Annotated in this window: 13 protein-coding genes and 3 pseudogenes; 11 read left to right on the plus strand and 5 right to left on the minus strand. The window is 36.3% G+C overall.

Annotated elements, in window-relative coordinates:
* Positions 1-3,044: pseudogene (lacZ, locus tag MVE64_RS19140) on the plus strand (beta-galactosidase, LacZ type).
* A 911-nt stretch (positions 3,045-3,955) separates the two neighbouring features.
* Positions 3,956-6,184 (plus strand): alpha-galactosidase, encoded by a 2,229-nt coding sequence (locus MVE64_RS19145; protein WP_247340321.1) that lies wholly within the window; start codon positions 3,956-3,958, stop codon positions 6,182-6,184.
* A gap of 47 nt (positions 6,185-6,231) precedes the next feature.
* Here MVE64_RS19145 and MVE64_RS19150 read toward each other — a convergent pair whose 3' ends face one another.
* Positions 6,232-6,468: a stage VI sporulation protein F gene (locus tag MVE64_RS19150; RefSeq protein WP_247340323.1), complete on the minus strand. Its 237-nt coding sequence runs from the start codon at positions 6,466-6,468 to the stop codon at positions 6,232-6,234.
* Positions 6,469-6,501: 33 nt separating this feature from the next.
* Positions 6,502-7,560, minus strand: a complete 1,059-nt coding sequence (locus MVE64_RS19155) for an LLM class flavin-dependent oxidoreductase (RefSeq protein ID WP_247340330.1) — start codon at positions 7,558-7,560, stop codon at positions 6,502-6,504.
* 189 nt (positions 7,561-7,749) lie between these two features.
* Here MVE64_RS19155 and MVE64_RS19160 point away from each other — a divergent pair, with 189 nt between their 5' ends.
* On the plus strand, positions 7,750-8,073 hold the full coding sequence (locus MVE64_RS19160; RefSeq protein ID WP_247340331.1) for a hypothetical protein: 324 nt from the start codon (positions 7,750-7,752) through the stop codon (positions 8,071-8,073).
* A gap of 184 nt (positions 8,074-8,257) precedes the next feature.
* On the opposite strand, the gene MVE64_RS19165 is transcribed toward MVE64_RS19160, so the two are convergent.
* Entirely contained in the window at positions 8,258-9,016 is a 759-nt protein-coding gene (locus MVE64_RS19165; protein WP_247340332.1) for an SDR family oxidoreductase, read from the minus strand.
* Between the two features lie 147 nt (positions 9,017-9,163).
* Here MVE64_RS19165 and MVE64_RS19170 point away from each other — a divergent pair, with 147 nt between their 5' ends.
* From MVE64_RS19170 to MVE64_RS19195, 6 genes are all read left to right on the plus strand, one after another.
* Positions 9,164-9,721, plus strand: a complete 558-nt coding sequence (locus MVE64_RS19170) for a TetR/AcrR family transcriptional regulator (RefSeq protein WP_247340337.1) — start codon at positions 9,164-9,166, stop codon at positions 9,719-9,721.
* A gap of 121 nt (positions 9,722-9,842) precedes the next feature.
* On the plus strand, positions 9,843-10,400 hold the full coding sequence (locus tag MVE64_RS19175; protein ID WP_247340338.1) for a thioredoxin family protein: 558 nt from the start codon (positions 9,843-9,845) through the stop codon (positions 10,398-10,400).
* A gap of 371 nt (positions 10,401-10,771) precedes the next feature.
* Positions 10,772-11,875 carry a beta-galactosidase BglB gene (bglB, locus tag MVE64_RS19180; protein ID WP_247340339.1) on the plus strand — a complete coding sequence of 368 codons (1,104 nt, stop codon included), beginning with the start codon at positions 10,772-10,774 and terminating at the stop codon, positions 11,873-11,875.
* Positions 11,876-11,977: 102 nt separating this feature from the next.
* The gene (locus MVE64_RS19185; protein ID WP_247340340.1) at positions 11,978-12,973 is read left to right on the plus strand and encodes a TRAP transporter substrate-binding protein; all 996 of its coding nucleotides are present in this window, start codon (positions 11,978-11,980) and stop codon (positions 12,971-12,973) included.
* A gap of 14 nt (positions 12,974-12,987) precedes the next feature.
* The gene (locus tag MVE64_RS19190; protein WP_247340342.1) at positions 12,988-13,491 is read left to right on the plus strand and encodes a TRAP transporter small permease; all 504 of its coding nucleotides are present in this window, start codon (positions 12,988-12,990) and stop codon (positions 13,489-13,491) included.
* Positions 13,492-13,521: 30 nt separating this feature from the next.
* Positions 13,522-14,820 (plus strand): TRAP transporter large permease, encoded by a 1,299-nt coding sequence (locus tag MVE64_RS19195; RefSeq protein ID WP_247340344.1) that lies wholly within the window; start codon positions 13,522-13,524, stop codon positions 14,818-14,820.
* A gap of 48 nt (positions 14,821-14,868) precedes the next feature.
* Here the strand turns inward: MVE64_RS19195 and MVE64_RS19200 are convergent, their stop codons facing one another.
* The gene (locus MVE64_RS19200; RefSeq protein ID WP_247340346.1) at positions 14,869-15,750 is read right to left on the minus strand and encodes a LysR family transcriptional regulator; all 882 of its coding nucleotides are present in this window, start codon (positions 15,748-15,750) and stop codon (positions 14,869-14,871) included.
* A gap of 184 nt (positions 15,751-15,934) precedes the next feature.
* Between MVE64_RS19200 and MVE64_RS19205 the strand changes: the two genes are divergently transcribed.
* Complete coding sequence (locus MVE64_RS19205; RefSeq protein WP_247340347.1) at positions 15,935-17,653, plus strand: SulP family inorganic anion transporter; 1,719 nt, start codon at positions 15,935-15,937, stop codon at positions 17,651-17,653.
* Positions 17,654-17,694: 41 nt separating this feature from the next.
* Here MVE64_RS19205 and MVE64_RS19210 read toward each other — a convergent pair.
* A pseudogene (locus MVE64_RS19210) lies at positions 17,695-18,072 on the minus strand (helix-turn-helix transcriptional regulator); the annotation flags it as partial.
* Between the two features lie 7 nt (positions 18,073-18,079).
* Here MVE64_RS19210 and MVE64_RS19215 point away from each other — a divergent pair.
* Positions 18,080-19,185, plus strand: a pseudogene (locus tag MVE64_RS19215) (glycoside hydrolase family 3 C-terminal domain-containing protein); the annotation flags it as partial.
* Between the last annotated feature and the right edge of the window lie 225 nt (positions 19,186-19,410).

Raw genomic sequence — 19,410 nt, forward strand, 5'->3', positions numbered from 1 at the left:
ATGAGGACGAATCCAGATTTAAATTGGTTAACAGATGTAAATACCTTTGCGGTAAATCGACTACCGGCACACTCTAGTCATGTGTATTACAAAACAGTGGAAGAGGCGAAGAACTTTCTTCCAATGGCTATGAGAAAAAGTTTAAATGGAAATTGGAAATTTCATTATGCGATCAATCCAAGTACACGCCCTGAAAGTTTCTATCATGTCGATTTTGACTGTGACAGCTGGGATGATATAAAGGTTCCAGGTCATATTCAATTACAGGCTATGGTAAGCCTCAATATGTTAATACGATGTACCCATGGGACGGAATCAATGATATACGCCCACCTGTAATTCCAATGGATAAAAATCCAGTTGGAAGCTATGTTAAGAACTTTCATGTACCAGACAATATGCAAGGAAACCCTGTGTTTATCTCATTTCAAGGGGTTGAATCTGCTTTTTATGTATGGCTAAATGGTCACTTTATCGGATACAGCGAAGACAGTTTTACTCCTGCTGAGTTCGAGTTAACTCCTTTTTTACAGCAAGGAGAAAACAAGCTTGCAATTGAGGTATACCAAAGAAGTACAGGTAGCTGGCTTGAGGATCAGGATTTTTGGCGTTTCTCGGGAATTTTCCGTGAGGTCTATTTGTATACTGTGCCGAAAATGCATGTGTATGATGCCTATGTTCATGCAGAACTTGATGAAACCTATACAAAGGGAACACTGAAGGTTGATCTTCAACTAAGTTCACCTGCTGCTATCGGTTCAAAGGTTTTGGTTGAATTGGTAGATAAAGATGGAGATCTTGTTGAATCAACTAGTGTTGACCTTAACGGAGAAACACAGACTTTTACACTGAATGTTGACAGACCAAAATTGTGGAGTGCTGAAACTCCTTATCTGTATAAGCTTTTTATTCAGCTTATTGATGAAAATGAAGAGATTGTTGAAGTTGTCCCGCAAAAGATTGGCTTTAGACGATTTGAGCTTGTTGATAAGGTAATGAAATTAAATGGTGAGCGTATTGTTTTTAAAGGAGTAAACCGCCACGAGTTTCATCATCGAACAGGGCGTGCCATTTCAAAGGAAGATATGCTCTGGGATATAAAAACATTAAAGCAAAATAACATCAATGCAGTTCGCACATCACATTATCCAAACCAAAGCTATTGGTATGAATTATGTGACGAATATGGCATTTACGTAATTGATGAAATGAACTTGGAAACACATGGAACATGGCAAAAGATGGGCGCCGTTGAACCTTCCTGGAATATCCCGGGAAACAAACCAGAATGGCAGGATATCGTGTTAGATAGGGCAAAATCAATGTTTGAACGAGATAAAAACCATCCTTCTATTCTTATCTGGTCATGTGGAAATGAATCATATGCAGGTGAAGTGATTCTTAATGTTACGAAATATTTTAAGTCCGTTGATTCTAGCAGACTTGTCCATTATGAAGGTGTATTTTACGACCGTACTTACAATGATACAAGTGATATGGAAAGCCGCATGTATGCAAAGCCAGCAGATATTGAGGAGTATTTAACAAACAATCCTGAAAAACCATATATAAGCTGCGAATATATGCATGCGATGGGGAATTCTTTAGGTGGTATGAATTATTACACAGAGTTAGAGGATAAATACCCGATGTATCAAGGTGGATTCATTTGGGATTATATGGACCAATCTCTCGTTCAAAAAGATCGTTATGGAAATGAGTTTTTAGCTTATGGCGGAGACTTTGGAGACCGTCCGACAGATTACGGCTTCTGTACGAATGGAATTGTTTATGCGGACAGAAAGCTTTCTCCTAAGATGCAAGAAGTTAAATATTTATATCAAAATATGAAGCTAGAAGCAGATGAAACAGGTGTAACGATTAAGAATAAGAATGTGTTTAAAGATACCTCAGATTATTTGTTAACGTACACTCTTTTTCATGAAGGAGAGAAGGTATGTGAAAAATCAGTTGAGGTAAATGTTGCAGCACAAAGTGATCAGCGATTGGATTTTGATTGGTCTCGAGATTCGATGATCAAAACAGGTGAGTATTATGTTCAGGTCGCTTTTCTATTAAAAGAAAAAACAATCTGGGCAGAGGCTGGGCACGAGGTGGCATTCGGGCAATTTGTTTTTGAGAAAAAAGGTGATGATACTTTGCCGACACGATCAGAAGAGAAAGTTAGGTTGGTAGAAGGTGACGTTAACATCGGTGTTCATGGTAGAGATTTTAGCATTATTTTTTCAAAGCAAGTGGGAAGCCTAGTGTCTATTACTTATTCAGGAAAAGAAATGATTGCATTTCCTCCTGCACCATTGTTCTGGCGGGCAACCACAGACAATGATAGAGGGTACGCTCAAGCTTTTGTTTCAGGCTGCTGGCTATCAGCGAGTATGGCTCGGAGATGTACAAATGTTGAGCTATCAACTCATGAAAATAACGTTGTGGTCGCATTTACTTATAAGTTTTCCATTCATGCAGATATTGATGTAAACACGATTTATACGGTATATCCTAATGGTAGCATTCACGTAAAGTCATCGTACAAAGGAGCAGAAGGGTTGCCGCAGATGCCGATCTTTGCCTTATCATTTAAGGTTCCAGCTAATTATAATCAACTAGAATGGTATGCAATGGGACCGGAAGAAAACTATTCAGACCGAGCTCAAGGGGCACGACTTGGTGTGTTTAAGAACACTGTAAAAGATAATATGGCTGCGTATTTGAATCCGCAAGAATCTGGAAATCGAACTGGAGTCAGACGAGTTCGGGTAACAAATGAGGGTGGCGAAGGATTGATGATTGCTGCAAAGGGCACACCGATTGAATGCAATGTCTCACCTTATACAGCTCTTGAGCTAGAAAATGCACAGCATCATCATGAACTACCTAATGTTCATTACTCTGTAATCACCGTTGCCGGCAAGCAAATGGGTGTTGGTGGAGATGATAGCTGGGGTGCTCCTGTCCATGAAGAACATGTGATAAAAGCAAATAGAGATATGGCATTTGAATTTGTGATTCAGCGTGAAGGGATTTGATAGGATTGAGCTTGAAATTCTTTTCAAGCTCAATTCGGTTTTGATGGGGGGAGAATTGGGATAGGGAATGGTTGATGGATCAGGAATCTGTCTTGTTCTTAGGTAGAATTGGGACAGGAATTGGTGGGTAGATCAGGATACAGTCTCGATACAGGTAGAATCGGGACAGAAACTTTTATAAAGACCAGGCTACTGTCTCGATACAGGTAGAATCGGGACAGAAACTTTTGTAAAGATTAGGCTACAGTCTCGATACAGGCAGAATCGGGCCAGAAACTGGTAGAAGGACCAGGCTACAGTCTCGGTACAGTCAGAATCGGGCCAGAAACTGGTGTAAAGATTAGGCTACAGTCTCGATACAGGTAGAATCGGGCCAGAAACTGGTGTAAAGATTAGGCTACAGTCTCGATACAGGTAGAATCGGGCCAGAAACTGGTGTAAAGATTAGGCTACAGTCTCGATACATGTAGAATCGGGACAGAAACTTTTGTAAAGATTAGGCTACAGTCTCGATACAGGCAGAATCGGGACAGAAACTGGTAGAAGGACCAGGCTACAGTCTCGGTACAGTCAGAATCGGGCCAGAAACTTTTGTAAAGATTAGGCTACAGTCTCGATACAGGTAGAATCGGGACAGAAACTTTTGTAAAGATTAGGCTACAGTCTCGATACAGTCAGAATCGGGACAGAAACTGGTAGAAGGACCAGGCTACAGTCTCGATACAGGCAGAATCGGGACAGAAACTGGTGGAAAGATCAAGCCACAGTCTCGATACAGTCAGAATCGGGCCAGAAACTGGTGTAAAGATCAGGCTATAGTCTCGATACAGTCAGAATCGGGACAGAAACCGGTTCAGAGAGCAAAATCCAGTCTCGATACATGAAAAATTGTCAATCAAAGGAGTTGAAACATGTACATTCATATAAACGATCAACTGCAACAATTTCACTTAACAAATGGTCAAATTAGTTATATTTTTCAAGTGTTAAAGAATGGTAGTCTTGGGCAGCTTTATTTTGGAAAGGCTCTTCGTCATCGTGAGGATTTTTCACATTTTCAACGAAATGATCTTCCTACAGCTGCAAGCTGTCATTTTTATCAAGATGACCCAGCTTTTTCTCTTGAAACAACACGTCAAGAATTTCCGGTACCAGGTAAAGGAGATTTTCGTGAGGCTGCAATTGAGGTTGTTGATTCTGAAGGCAGACTTGGAAATTTATTTGCATACAGAGGATATGAGGTAGTAAAAGGAAAGCCAAAATTAACAGGACTACCTGCTACATATGCCGGAGAAGAAGAAGCTACGACTCTTATTGTGACACTTGAAGATCATCAAGTAAACGCAAGTCTTCAATTATCTTATACCATTTTTCATCATTTGCCGGTGATAACCCGCACTGTAAAAATTGAGAATATAGGAGAACATACACTTTCATTAAATAAGCTCATGAGTTCATCTATTGATCTTCCAGACTCAGACTTTAAAATGGTGCATCTATCTGGAACATGGTCTAGAGAGCGACATATAAAAGAAAGAGAACTTGTACAAGGCATTTCTTCCGTCTCCAGTATTAGAGGAGCTAGTTCACATCATGATAACCCTTTTATTGCCTTAAAACGAAAAAATACAACCGAGCATCATAACGAAGTGTATGGATTTAATTTTGTGTATAGCAGTAATTTTTTAGCACAGGTTCAGGTTGATCATTATGAAACATCAAGAGTGATGATGGGGATTCACCCACATCAATTTCAGTGGAATCTTAATGCAAATGAAAGCTTTCAGGCGCCAGAAGTAGTAATTGTTTACTCTAATGAGGGGTTAAACGGTATGAGTCAGGCTTTTCATCAATTATATCGTCAGCATTTAATTCGCGATCCATGGAAACAAGAAGAAAGACCTGTTTTAATCAACAATTGGGAAGCAACTTATTTTGATTTTAATGAAGAAAAGCTAGTTCATATTGTGAAAAGTGCTAAGGATTTAGGAATTGAGTTATTTGTTTTAGATGATGGCTGGTTTGGTAAACGAAACGATGATACATCATCACTTGGAGATTGGTATGAGGATGAAGACAAACTTCCGAATGGCTTGGAATCATTAGCAAGCAAATTAAAGGAGTTGGATCTGAAGTTTGGATTATGGTTTGAGCCAGAAATGATTAATCCGGTTAGCCAGCTGTATAAGGAACATCCTGATTGGATAGTAGGAAGACCTGGAGAGCATCTCGTATTTGGAAGAAATCAACTTGTGTTGGATTTTTCAAGATCTGAAGTAGTGGACTATTTATATGAAAAAATGTCGGGTATCATCCGCAAAACAATGCTTTCTTATATTAAATGGGATATGAATCGAAATATAACAGATGCCTACTCATCGGCCCTTAACCAAGAACAACAGGGTGAATTTTTCCACCGCTATATTTTAGGTGTTTATGATTTATATGAAAAACTAACATCTGAATTTCCTGACGTCCTATTCGAATCTTGTGCCGGTGGTGGAGGCAGATTTGATCCAGGTATGCTTTATTATGCTCCACAAGCTTGGACTAGTGATGATACCGATGCAGTGGAACGTCTTAAAATTCAATATGGAACATCACTTGCCTACCCTATTTATAGTATGGGTTCTCACGTTTCGGCTGTTCCAAATCATCAAACATTAAGAAAAACACCGATCGATACTAGAGCAAATACTGCCTATTTTGGTACATTTGGTTATGAGTTAAATCCACTTGAACTAAAAGAGGAAGAGCGCGAAATCATCAAAACTCAAGTGCAATTTTACAAAAGTCACCGTAAACTGATTCGAGATGGAGACTTTTATCGTCTTCAGTGTCCTTTTGAAGAAAACGAAACAGCATGGATGATTGTTTCAAAAGATAGAAAGGAAGCGTTGGTTGGATGGTATAAAGTCCTTGCGACTGCGAATCCAAAGAAGCAGCAGGTGCTTCCTTTAAAAGGACTTGATGTTAACTTGTTGTATGAAGTGAATGGAGAAAAAGCCTATTATGGTGATGAACTAGTTTATCGGGGTTTACCTTTGCCTATTGAATTTAATGGAGTAAACGGAAAATTGACTGAACGGGGCGGAGATTATCAGTCAGTAGTGTTTTATTTAAATGGAAGGGAGAAATAAATGGCCCTTCCACACAGAATAAACAAGGAAGCAGAAAGAAGAAGTTCCTATGAATTTCTTCTTCTGCTGTTATATATCTTTGTATCATTCTGAAAAGATTCATAGGTTTGAACAATCAAGTTTTCCGTTTTCTTTGATATCGGTTTTTTGGCAGTCTGAGAGACTTTTCGAATAAAGGCTCGAAGCTCTTGTTCCTTTTGGAAATCTGTTTGTTTGAAAAATTCCATCATTTTAACAAGATCGTTCACCGTTAATCCTGTTCTTTTTTCAATTTCATCAAACATGAGCATACCTCCTGGCAATTCCTTGATACCATTCTATTTCTTTGTTTCCCTTCTTATGACAGGTGCTACTTCGGTGGCTAATCGTTCAATGTTTTCAACCACAGTTTTAAAATGCATTCCTCCAATATCAATTTGCGCCATAAAACGTTGATGTCCAAAAAGTTCATATTGATGTAAAATTTTTTCGATAATTTGTTGCGAGCTTCCCACAAATAGTGATCCTTTCTCACTGGTTATTTGTTCAAAGTCATTTCTTATCTCTTTCTGATCCCCATCCATTGATCTCCAATAACTTGAATGATAGGGAAAGAATTCTTTTTTAGCTTGTTCAGCTGTGTTTGAAAGGTAGGTGTGTCCACTAACTGCTACTTTAATCTCTGTAGGAGACACTCCATATTTGTCTGCTTCTTGACGATATATGTCTACAAGGTCTTTATAAACTAGATAATCTTTTCCAAAGGTAACGACAACTAAACCGGTACCTAATCTTCCCGCACGTGCTGCACTTTGCGGTGTGTTACCAACACCAATCCATAACGGCAGTTTGTCTTGAAATGCACGTGGAACAATATCTGCATGCTGCAGAGGAGAGCGGAAATTCCCTTCCCACGTTACATTTTTCTCTTCATTCAACTTTTGGAAAAGTGTAATATTTTCCTCAAATAATTCATCATAATTTTTTACATCATATCCAAAGAGAGGGAAAGATTCCAAGTAGGCTCCTCGGCCGGCAATAATCTCGGCACGACCATTTGATATAAGATCAAGTGTTGCAAAATCTTCATATAAACGAACTGGGTCGTTTGTGTTAAAGACTGTGGTTGCAGTTGTTAGTTTTATTCTTTTGGTTACCTGAGAAATTGAAGACAATACAACAGAAGGAGATGACACTGCATAATCAAAACGGTGGTGCTCACCTAAACCAAAAACATCAAGTCCTGCCTCATCTGCAAGCTTTGCCGCTTCAACGATTTCTTCGATTCGCTGCTTAGCACCGATGGTTTCTCCTGTATGGGGATTAGGCCGTAAATCTGCTAAAGAATAAATTCCAATTTCCATTCCATGAGAGTGAATGATTTCATCTTCCTTCATAATTCTCCCTCCAACAATTTCATACATTAACTTCGTGCGTTCCTTGTTTAGTTTATGTACAAATGTCATAAGTTGTAATTGGATTCACTATAAATAATCAATTGCCTATGTCTAGAAATCTTTTTTATCCCTTATTAATATATAGGGTGGTATAATCAGTTTAAGAACATAGGAAAGGAGGAGAAGAATATGGAAGAAATTTTAAGGAAAATGTTAAACGAAATAAAAGAAATGCGTGTAGATATAATTGAATTGAGCAAAGACACAAATGAATTGAAGAAAGATACCAGAGAGTTAAGAAAAGATACAAATGAATTAAAGAAAGATACTTATGAATTGCGAGAAGGTCAGAAAAGACTAGAAGCCGGCCAAGAAAAGTTACAAAAGAACCTTGTTGATAGTTTAGGCTTATATACTGATAAGATTGTTGATTATGTTGATGATCGAACAGAAGTATTAAACAAAAGAGTTTATAAAGCCGAATCTGAAATAGAACGAATGAGTAGACAGTAAAAGTCAAAATCTTCGCTTGTGAATCGACATGCCGTTCTATTTACGAATCACGATTCTACTACTTCTACGTATACCCTCATGAATAATTCCCTAGAAATAGATGCTTCATCTAAATCACTAATTGAATTCTAACTATAACAGACAAGCCCCGAAAAGATTATCAGGGCTTGTTATTTGTTTCATTTTAGTAAGCAGTCCAGCCAGCGTCAGCTGCGATCACTTGTCCATTTATAAAGCTAGATTCATCAGAACCTAAGAAAACAGCAAGTTGTGCAACTTCGTCCGGCTTTCCAACGCGTGGCATTGTACCTTGTCCGGTCGATTGACGACCAAATCCAAACTCAGATACATTTGTCATACTTGAACCAATGTTTGTCTCTACACCACCAGGGGCGATACCATTACAACGGATTCCAGATTGAGCATACATGTATGCAGTGTTTTTTGTTAATCCAGTTACAGCATGTTTAGAAGCTGTATACGCTGCTCCTGCACGCGCACCACGTAAGCCACCTGCGGATATATTATTTACGATAATGCCATGACCTTGCTCTAAGAAGATGTTTGTAGCAATACGCATAGCACGCATTACACTTGTTGTGTTCACTGCAAAAACGCGACCCCATTTTTCATCAGTAATTTCTCCAACAGGCTCCATACCATCCATAATACCTGCGTTGTTCACTAAAATGTCCAGCTTACCAAATGCTTCTTTTGTTTCAGTGAATAATTGTTCTAAATCTTCTAATTCAGCTACGTTTGTACGGTTAGCAACTGCAACGCCACCGCTGTTGTTAATAGACTCTGCTACTGCTTGAGCACCTTCAGAATTATAATCAGAAACAACTACTTTTGCTCCTTCTTTTGCGTAAAGTTCTGCGATTGCTTTTCCCATACCTGAAGCTGCACCTGTTATAATTGCTACTTTATCTTTTAATCTCATATGAAAGATCCTCCTTAAATGTTATTGTACATTTGTTCAATAAAATAATAATATATAGTTGAAACCGCATTCAATAAGCAAAAAATGATGGATTTGTACAATATTGAACAAAAAACTAGAAAGTGTTTGATAAAGGAGGGATGCTATTTGAATAAAAATGATTTGCGTGTTCAAAAAACAAAAGAAAGTATCCATTTAGCATTAACGAGACTTTTAAAAATGAAACCACTAACACATATAAAAGTTACGGAACTTTGTAGAGAAGCAAAAATAAACCGAGGTACATTTTATTTTCATTATCAAGAAGTTGGAGATGTGTTTAAGGAGTTTTTTGAAGAAATGATGGTAGACTTAAAAGAATCTTATGATGAACCGTATCGTCATACCGATTTTCTTAACTTAGAAAATTTAGACCCAAAAACAGTTCGGATTTTTCATCATATAAAGAAATTTGAGGAGTTTTATAAAATCATCTTATCAAAAGAAGTATCATCAGAGTATTATTACATGTTATTCGATGAAATACGTTCAATTTTTATAGAAGATAAAAATACTCTACAGCCTGGAAATTCTACAGATTTTTTATATTCCTATTCTGCAAATGCCATTATCGGATTAATCATTGAATGGTATCGTCATGATTTTCAAGAATCTGCTGATGAAATGAATATTCATTTGGTCAATATTCTTAACTTAAGAGCATAGGGGCATTGCTTCCATGTAGTCGACCTATCTCCGGTCATCGGAGGAAAAATCGCACCAATTTTTGCATTTAAAATAATTCAGGCTTAATATGATGATATAAAGACGTAAAAGAGGTGTTTTCATGAAAACAGAAGAACAGTATTTTAGAGAAGGAAAGTCAATTCAACAATATATGGATGAGATGGGCAATTTAAAGGAGGAAAGCTTCCATGTTTATCAAGAGCTTCAACTACTAGATGATGGGTTTGCCGATGAATTAGCAAAGCAATCACTGCACTTTTTAATTATTACAGAAGATTGGTGTGGTGATGCTATGATGATTAATCCTGTGATACGAAGGCTGGCTGAAGCTGCAGATATTGAGGTTCGTGTTACATTAAGAGATGCTGATACAGAACTTATTGACCGACATTTAACAAATGGTGGACGAGCGATACCGATTGTTTTAATTTTGAATGATGAAGGTACATTAATTGGAAAATGGGGTCCTCGTGCGCCAGAAGTCCAGCGAATTGTAGATGATCTCAGAGCTACACTTCCAGCAAAGGACGATCCTTCTTTTCCGAAAAAACAAAAAGAAATGATTTCATCATTACAAAAACGGTATAAAGAGGAACACGCACTTTGGTTGTATGTTTATCAAAGTTTTAAGAAAACGTTATTATCAGTTTTAAATTAAAGTACAATTCTTTTTATTACATATAAAACTTACAAATAACTACCAAAGTCATTTTGGTAGTTATTTTTTTATTTTTCTAAAAACATAAAAATGTTGAAGTTGTTGTTATAACACTGGTTTTAGCGTTTTTTAGTAATCTAGCAAAACATAATAAAAGAAACCCTATTGACCACAAAGAATTAATTTTCTATAATGAAAGTGGAAATAAACAAACAAAAGTGATACTAAATAAACATAATAAATAAAAAAGAAACGTTAAATAGCAGAGAAACAAAAGGTTATGCCAAATCAAAGAGAATTTTAAATGAAATTGAAAACGTTTTATCTTTTTGAGATTTAAAGCTATTACAATAATTTTTGGAGGGATTACAATGACTCAAAAACAAGCTTTTCTAGAGAAAACTGAGATTATTAACTACATAGATGTATTAATGGATAATCTTTCACAAATAAATGATAATACAGGTGAATTTTTATTAAACTTTGATGGTTTAATTGTGGACGATAAGAGCTGGAATGTTTGGAACTGGCCGCAAGGTGTTGGGTTGTATGGAATCTTTAAATATTGGAAACTAACAAATAGTCAGAAGGCTTTAACTATAATTACTGATTGGTTTAAAGCTAGATTTGAAGAAGGTGTACCACCTAAGAATGTCAATACAATGGCTCCTTTATTAACGCTAGCGTTTTTATATGAAGAAACGAAGGATCAGACATTTGTTCCTTATTTAGAAAATTGGGCAGAGTGGGTTATGCATGATATGCCACGAACTGAGGAAAACGGTCTTCAACATATGACATACGGTCCTGAAAATAAAAATCAGCTTTGGGATGACACCTTAATGATGACGGTTTTACCTTTGGCCAAGATCGGAAGACTTTTCAATAAACAAGAATATATCGAAGAAGCGAAAAGACAATTTTTAATTCATATTAAGTATTTAAGTGATCGTAAAACAGGATTATGGTTTCACGGCTGGACTTTTGAAGAAAATCATAATTATGCAGAAGCATTATGGGGAAGAGGGAACTGCTGGATTACTATTGCCATTCCGGAATTTATCGAAATTCTCGATTTAAAAGAAGGGGACTTCTTAAGAGAATATCTTCTTGATACATTAAAAAGACAAATTGAGGCATTAGCTGAATATCAAGATGAAAGCGGATTATGGCATACATTAATCAATGACAAATCATCTTATTTAGAAGCTTCTGCAACAGCAGGATTTGCTTATGGTATCTTGAAGTCTATTCATAAACGATATATTGGTCAAGAATATAAAGAAGTGGCTTATAAGGCAGTCCGTGGAATTGTGAAGGAAATTAATGATGAAGGTGCTCTGCAAAAGGTTTCGGTTGGAACAGGTATGGGTGATACATTAGAGTTTTATAAAGAAATCAAAACGACAACAATGCCTTACGGACAATCGTTAGCTGTACTAAGCTTATCTCAATTTTTATATGAATTTTTCTAAAAAGTTGTTTCGTTGAATAATAGATTTGGCTAGTGACAGAGTGAAGTTGCTAGCTAAATCTCTTATGAGCAAGGGAGATTAATTTCACAGGGGGATTAAAAATTGAAGAAAATCATTCCAGTAATCGTTATGGGGTTGTTATGTGTTATTTTAATCACTGGCTATAGTAAAAATGAGAACGATTCCATAGTTTTACGGTTTGCATATGCAAGTAATAGTCAACCCGTAAAAGATGCAATGGCTGAGTTTGGAAGGTTACTTTCTGAGAAAACAAATGGAGAAGTTATGGTTGAATATTATCCTGATAGTCAATTAGGTGGAGAACGTGAATTAATCGAATTAACGCAAACAGGGGCAGTAGATATTACAAAAGTTAGTGGATCGGCATTAGAAAGTTTCTCTAATAAATACTCCATTTTCGGTTTACCTTACTTATTTGATAATGAAGAACATTTTTATCGAGTAATGGATAGTGACCTTGTTCAACCAATTTTTCAATCAACAGAAAAGTTGGGGTTTGTTGGATTAACGTATTATGATTCTGGACAAAGAAGTTTTTATATGACAGATGGACCAATTGAAAGCTCAAGTGATTTAGCAGGTAAAAAAATTAGGGTTATGCAAAGTCAAACAGCAATCAAAATGGTTCAATTACTAGGGGTTTCACCAACACCGATGGATAGCGGTGAAGTGTATACTTCCTTGCAGCAAGGGATTTTAGATGGTGCGGAAAATAATGAATTTGCTATAACAGAAGCGGGCCATGGTGAGGTAGCAAAATTTTATTCATATGACGAACACACAAGAGTTCCTGACATAATGGTGATGAACAAAGAAACGTTAGAAGGATTAACAAAAGAGCAACAAGAGGCTGTCTATGAAGCAGCAAAGGAATCAACGGAATTTGAAAAAGTCGTTTGGAGGGATGCAGTCGATCAAGCAAAGGAAAGATCAGAAAATGAATTTGGTGTAGTCTTTAATGAAGTCGATAAGAAGCCTTTCCAAGAAGCCGTACAGCCGTTACATGATGAATTTGCCAATAATGAAGAGTTCAAGCAATTGTATGAAGATATTCAGAAATTGAAAGAAAATAAATGATAGAGGTTGATACGATGAGAGATGTAAAGAAAAGTGTCGATAGAGTCATAGAATTTCTTACTTGTACTTTATTTTTATTGATGGTAGCGGTTGCAAGTTGGCAAGTGTTAAGTCGCTTCATTCTAAAAAATCCAAGTACATTTACAGAAGAACTATTAAGGTATAGCTTGATTTGGTTAGCTATGCTGGCAGCTGCATATGTTGTAGGAAAAAATGAGCATATTGCGATTACCTTTTTAAGAGATCGTTTGATTGAGGAATCAAGAATTAAACTAGATATTCTCATTCAATCTATCTTCCTATTATTCTCTGCAATTATTATGGTCTATGGTGGAGCAAAGGCTGCTTCATTAACAATGGCACAGATTTCTCCTGCCTTGCATGTACCGATGGGATTTGTTTACTTGGCTTTACCTGTATCTGGTGTTTTTATTCTGTTTTACAGCACAACGAATATTTTGGAGTTGCTACATAAAAAGAAAAAAGTAACCGTTATCAAACAGAGAAATGCAAGTTAAGACAATTATTAATGAAAGCAGGTGCAACCTATGGAGTTACAAGCAAGCTTGATCTTAATTGCTGTTTTTGCCCTATTAATGGTTATTGGAATTCCGATTGCGATTAGTATCGCATTAGCTTCTCTAGCAACAGTAATTATTGTTTTACCTTTTGATGTTTCTGTATTCACTTCAGCACAAAAAATGATTACTAGCTTAGATAGCTTTTCTCTATTAGCAGTACCGTTCTTTATTCTTTCAGGAATTATTATGAATAATGGTGGAATCGCGATCAAGCTCGTGAATCTAGCAAAGTTAATAGGTGGTAGAATTCCGGGATCATTAGCACATACAAATATTATCGGAAATATGTTTTTTGGTTCGATTTCTGGTTCTGCAATTGCTGCGTCAACAGCAATTGGTGGAACACTGATTCCACTGCAAGAAAAAGAAGGATATAGTAAAACCTATTCAGCAGCAGTTAATATTGCATCAGCTCCAACAGGGATGTTAATTCCTCCTAGTTCAGCCTTCATTATTTTCTCTCTGATAAGTGGTGGAACTTCAATTGCCGCATTATTTATGGGTGGATATGTTGTAGGAATATTATGGGGATTGGCTGTTATGCTGGTTGCGTTTTTCATCGCTAAGAAAAATAAATATCCGGTCATTCCAATGGTTTCCTTTAGTGAAGCTAGAAAAATTATTATAGACGCTATTCCTAGTTTATTACTTGTTGTGATTATTATTGGAGGAATTCTTTCAGGGATTTTTACAGCGATAGAGGCCTCGGCAGTTTGTGTGGTTTACTCATTATTTTTAGCTCTTGTTTTCTATCGTTCTATTTCTCTTAAGCAATTACCAGGTGTTTTAGTACAAGCAGTGCAAATGACCGGTGTTATTATGTTTTTAATTGCAGCTTCATCAGGTATGTCTTTTGTTATGGCGCTAACGGGTATACCTGAAGCTATTAGTAATGGAATCTTAGGCATTTCAGACAATAAATTCGTTATCCTTGCATGTATCACAGTGATTTTATTGATTGTTGGTACATTTATGGATATTGCACCTGCCATCTTAATTTTCACACCAATCTTTTTACCAATTGCTACAAACTTAGGAATTGATCCTGTACACTTCGGAATCTTCTTTGTCTTTAACTTATGTATTGGAACGATTACACCTCCTGTTGGAACAGGATTATTCGTAGGGGCGAGTATAGGGAAGGTGAAGATTGAGAAAATTATTAAACCATTGCTTCCGTTTTATGTAGCGATTGTCGTGATTTTAGTGTTGGTTACGTTTGTACCGCAGATTAGCCTGTTTTTGCCTAATTTGTTTGGGTTGTAGAATTTATAAAAGGCAACAAATCTATTATCGGATTTGTTGCCTTTTTTCTTAATGCTGAATAAAATCTACAAATTGAGAGATACCTTCTCGATGAAATCGCTGTGGCTTTTTAACGAGCCATAAGCTTCTTTCAATATGTACATCTTTAATTTTTATTTCTTGTAAATAGCCTTGTTCTAATTCTCTAGCAACAGTTAGTTTAGAAAGTATGCTAATTCCAAGACCTGACTCAACGGCACTTTTTATGGCTTGTGTGCTACCGATTTCCATATAACTATTTATCTTTTCCAAAATTCCATACTCTTTGAGGGCATTTTCTGCGATGAGTCTTGTCCCCGAAATTGATTCACGCCAAATCATTTTTTCGTTTGCTAATTCCTCAATTTGAATTTCAGATCGCTCCTTCCATGGGTGATCAGGTGGGCAAACGAGAATGAGTTCATCATTGGCAAATTTCTCCACAATCAGATGTTTATCTTCAACAATTCCCTCAACTAATGCAATATCAATCACATCATTCGTTAAATCCTCTAACACACTTGGTGTATTTCGAATCGTTAAGGTTACTTTTATATCTGGTGCATGTTTTTTAAATCGACCAAGTAAACTTGGTAATAGAAACTCACCAATAGTCAAAGAAGCACCTACCCTAAGATTTGAATTGTACTCTCCGGTAGCTTGAAGGATCACTTCTTTAGATCTGTCAAAATCATTAATAATGGCTTTTGCAAAAGGATAGAGCATTTTCCCTGTTTCTGTAACAATAAGCTTTCCTTCTGTCCGATCAAATAGTAAGGTACCATAAAAATTTTCTAATTGGCGGATTTGTCTTGTCACAGCCGGCTGAGACACAAAGCTTAATCTTGCTGCTTGACTAATGCTTCCTTCATCAACGACTAAGCAAAACATTTTAAGGTTTTCTATATTCATAAATACCCTCCCAATTAGAAAAATTTATCTTATCTTTATATAATACCCTAGGTCGGCTTATCAGGAAAATAAACTAGCTATAACAATCTGTTATATGCTATGCATTTGTTGCAATATGCTTCCGTTAAAAAGAGTGTTATCGTATATATAAGAACAACTTTAATAGTAAAGGGAATGGTAAAAGATGACCATTAAAAAGTATATTCCACCAGGATTGGAACAATATAACAAAAACCTTTTAAGTAAAGATTTGATTGCAGGCTTAACCTTGTTTGTGATGCTCGTTCCTCAAGGTATGGCATATGCGATGTTAGCTGGTTTACCACCCGTTATGGGGTTGTATGCTTCAACCATTCCTTTAATTATTTATGCATTATTTGCCTCTTCAAGGCATTTATCAATTGGTCCAACAGCCATAACATCTTTACTTGTTTTTTCAGGAATATCAAGCATAACTGAGCCAGGGTCACAGGATTATATAACTCTTGTTATTTTATTGGCACTTATGGTGGGAACGATTCAATGTTTGCTAGGAGTATTACGAATGGGTTTTATTGTGAAATTCATTTCACCGTCTGTTTTGGGCGGCTATACCTCGGCTGCAGCGATCATTATCGGTCTTAGTCAATTTAAACATTTGATCGGAATTGATCTTGGTACGTATTTTCAAGCACATCATTTACTAGTTGGAATAGGTAGGGAATTGACGAACTTACATTGGATGACTGTTCTCTTAGGAGTAAGTAGTATCATTTTTCTAGTTGTTTTCAAAAAAATAAACTCCCGTTTTCCAGCTACTCTTGTCCTAATTCTCTTGTCTTCACTAAGTGTGTACATTTTTTCATTACATGGAAAAGGAGTTCAAATTGTTGGTACGGTGCCAAATGGACTTCCTAATTTAGTATTGCCAACGATTTCTTTAGGCAGTGTGAAGCAATTAATTATACCAGCAGTCATCATTGCTTTGCTCGGCTTTATGGAGTCATTGGCAATAGGGAAAACAATTGCGGATAAAGAAAAATATAAACTTAACCCAAATCGTGAGTTAAAAGCATTAGGTTTAGCTAATATACTAGGTTCGTTGTTTTATATTTTCCCAGTAAATGGAAGTTTTTCAAGAAGTGCGGTAAATCATCAAAGCGGTGGGGTTACGCAATTAGTGTCAATTTTCACTAGTATGTTCATGATCATTACGCTTATGTTATTTACTTCTTATTTCTATTATTTGCCGAATGCAGTTCTAGCTGCGATCATCATCGTTGCTGTTTATAAATTAATTGATATTGAACAAGCAAAATTTTTGTTCAATGTAAGATCAATAGACGGATGGAGCTGGATTGTAACTTTTTTTGTAACCTTATTTGTCGGAATTCAGTGGGGAATTTTAGTTGGTGCTATTTTTAACTTCTGTTTGTTGTTAGCAAGAATAACAAGACCTAATATTATTGAAATGGGATATCTTGAAAAAGAACAAATATTTCGTGATATAAAGAGATTTCCTCAAGCGACTACACTTGATGATTTAATTATGATTCGAGTTGATTCTTCGATTCACTTTGCAAACATTTCTTATTTGGAAGATAAACTCAGGGAGTTTCTTTATTTAAAGCCTCTGGCTAACATGGTCATCATCGATTTTTCTGGAGTTAATGATATGGACACACCGTCCTTTGAGGTAATTGAAGATTTGAAGGAACAACTTAAGAAGGAAAAAGATATTTCCATGTACTTTGTTGGAATGAAAGGTACTGTTAGGGAAACAGCAGAAAAATTAGGCTGGGATAAGAAATTTAATGAAGAAATAAATTACTATACAATTGAAAAGTTACTTGAAAATAAGAGGATACGGGTATCAACTTCTTCTGATAAAAACAATCAAACTCCATATATGTATTATATTTAAAAGGTTAGTAGCAAATATATTTATTGTTACTAACCTTTTTCTTAAGTTGAAGTTTTATATTTTTTAGGTGTAACACCGGTATATTTCTTAAACACCTTTGTAAAATAACTTTGATCATGAAAGTTTAAGATCGTAGAAATTTTTAAAAGTGAATAGTCCGTAAAAGTTAACAATGTTTTGGCTTCATCAATTTTCGTTCGGTGTATATATTCCGCAATGGGTATGCCTACTTCTTTCTTAAAGAGGGAAGATAAATAATTTGGGTGCATATCAGCGATGTCAGCTAGGTGTGTTAGGGTCAATTCTTCGTAAAGATGTGTATAAATATAATTCATACACTTGTTAATCGGTTTTGAGTAGCTTTGTTGTTTTTGTTTACGTACACGATCGGCAAAATCACTTAATGCTTGTTCCATAAAGAGATCAAATGAAGCTAAAGAAGTGGCATCTCAAGCAGAGACAGTTGTCTTGTTTGCTGGTTTACCAGATCGTTATGAGTCTGAAGGATATGATCGTGTACACTTACACATTCCTGAAAATCAAAAGCGTTTAATTGATGCTGTTGCTGAAGTAAACTCTAATATTATTGTTGTGTTAAGCAACGGTGCACCAATTGAAATGCCATGGTTAGATAAAGTACAAGGGTTACTTGAAGGCTATCTTGGAGGTCAAGCACTTGGTGGAGCCATTGCGGATATTCTTTTTGGAGATGAAAATCCAAGCGGGAAACTTGCTGAAACATTTCCAAAACAATTAAGTGACAATCCTTCGTATTTATTCTTCCCGGGTGAGGGAGATCGAGTAGAATATCGCGAAGGAATTTTCGTTGGTTACCGTTATTATGATACAAAAAATGTAGAAACTTTATTCCCATTTGGATATGGACTTAGCTACACTACATTTGAATATAGCAATCTATCAGTAAGCTCAAAACAACTAAAAGATACAGAAACACTAACTATTACAGTAAATGTGAAAAATACAGGTGCTGTTGCTGGTAAGGAAGTTGTTCAGCTTTATGTAAAAGATGTACAAAGCAGTGTAAGTAGACCTGAGAAGGAACTAAAGGGGTTTGAAAAAGTAGAACTACAACCTGGTGAAGAAAAAGCAGTTACTTTTTCGTTAAATAAACGTGCTTTTGCTTACTACAATACGGAGCTTAAAGGTTGGCATGTTGAAAGTGGAAAATTTGAACTATTAGTAGGGAAAAGCTCTAAAGAATTGTTTTATCAGAAAAGGTAACAGTAGAATCTTCAATAGAGCTTCCATTAGTTGTTCATCGTAATACAACAATAGGAGATCTGTTTGCGAACCCTAAAGTTGCACCGCTAGCGAAAGAAATGTTAGCAAAAGCTCAAGAAGGAAGTCCATTTGCAGCAGCTGATGAGGACGAAGGGGAAGGTGCAGAAATGATGGCAGCGATGATGAAATATATGCCATTACGTGCTAGTGATGGAAAGTTTACCGAAGAAATGCTGCAAGGGATGATACAACAGTTAAATGAGGATCAGAAGAATCCTGTTGTGAAATAGAAAATAAAAAGTAACGACTCATTTCTTTGAGATGAATTCCCAGCTATTAATGATTGACCATGATCGCATATTTTGCTAGAATTAGCTCAACTAAATGTTCGATATTCCTCAAAGGGGAGTAGCTGTTAAACAAAGTCGTCATTTCGGGAGATTTAGGCCCCGGCTTTGTTGGCAATTTATATTGCTAGCGAGACCTTTGCCAATTTTATTAATTGGTGAAGGTCT

The organism is Metabacillus endolithicus (genome assembly GCF_023078335.1).
Taxonomy (GTDB): domain Bacteria; phylum Bacillota; class Bacilli; order Bacillales; family Bacillaceae; genus Metabacillus; species Metabacillus endolithicus.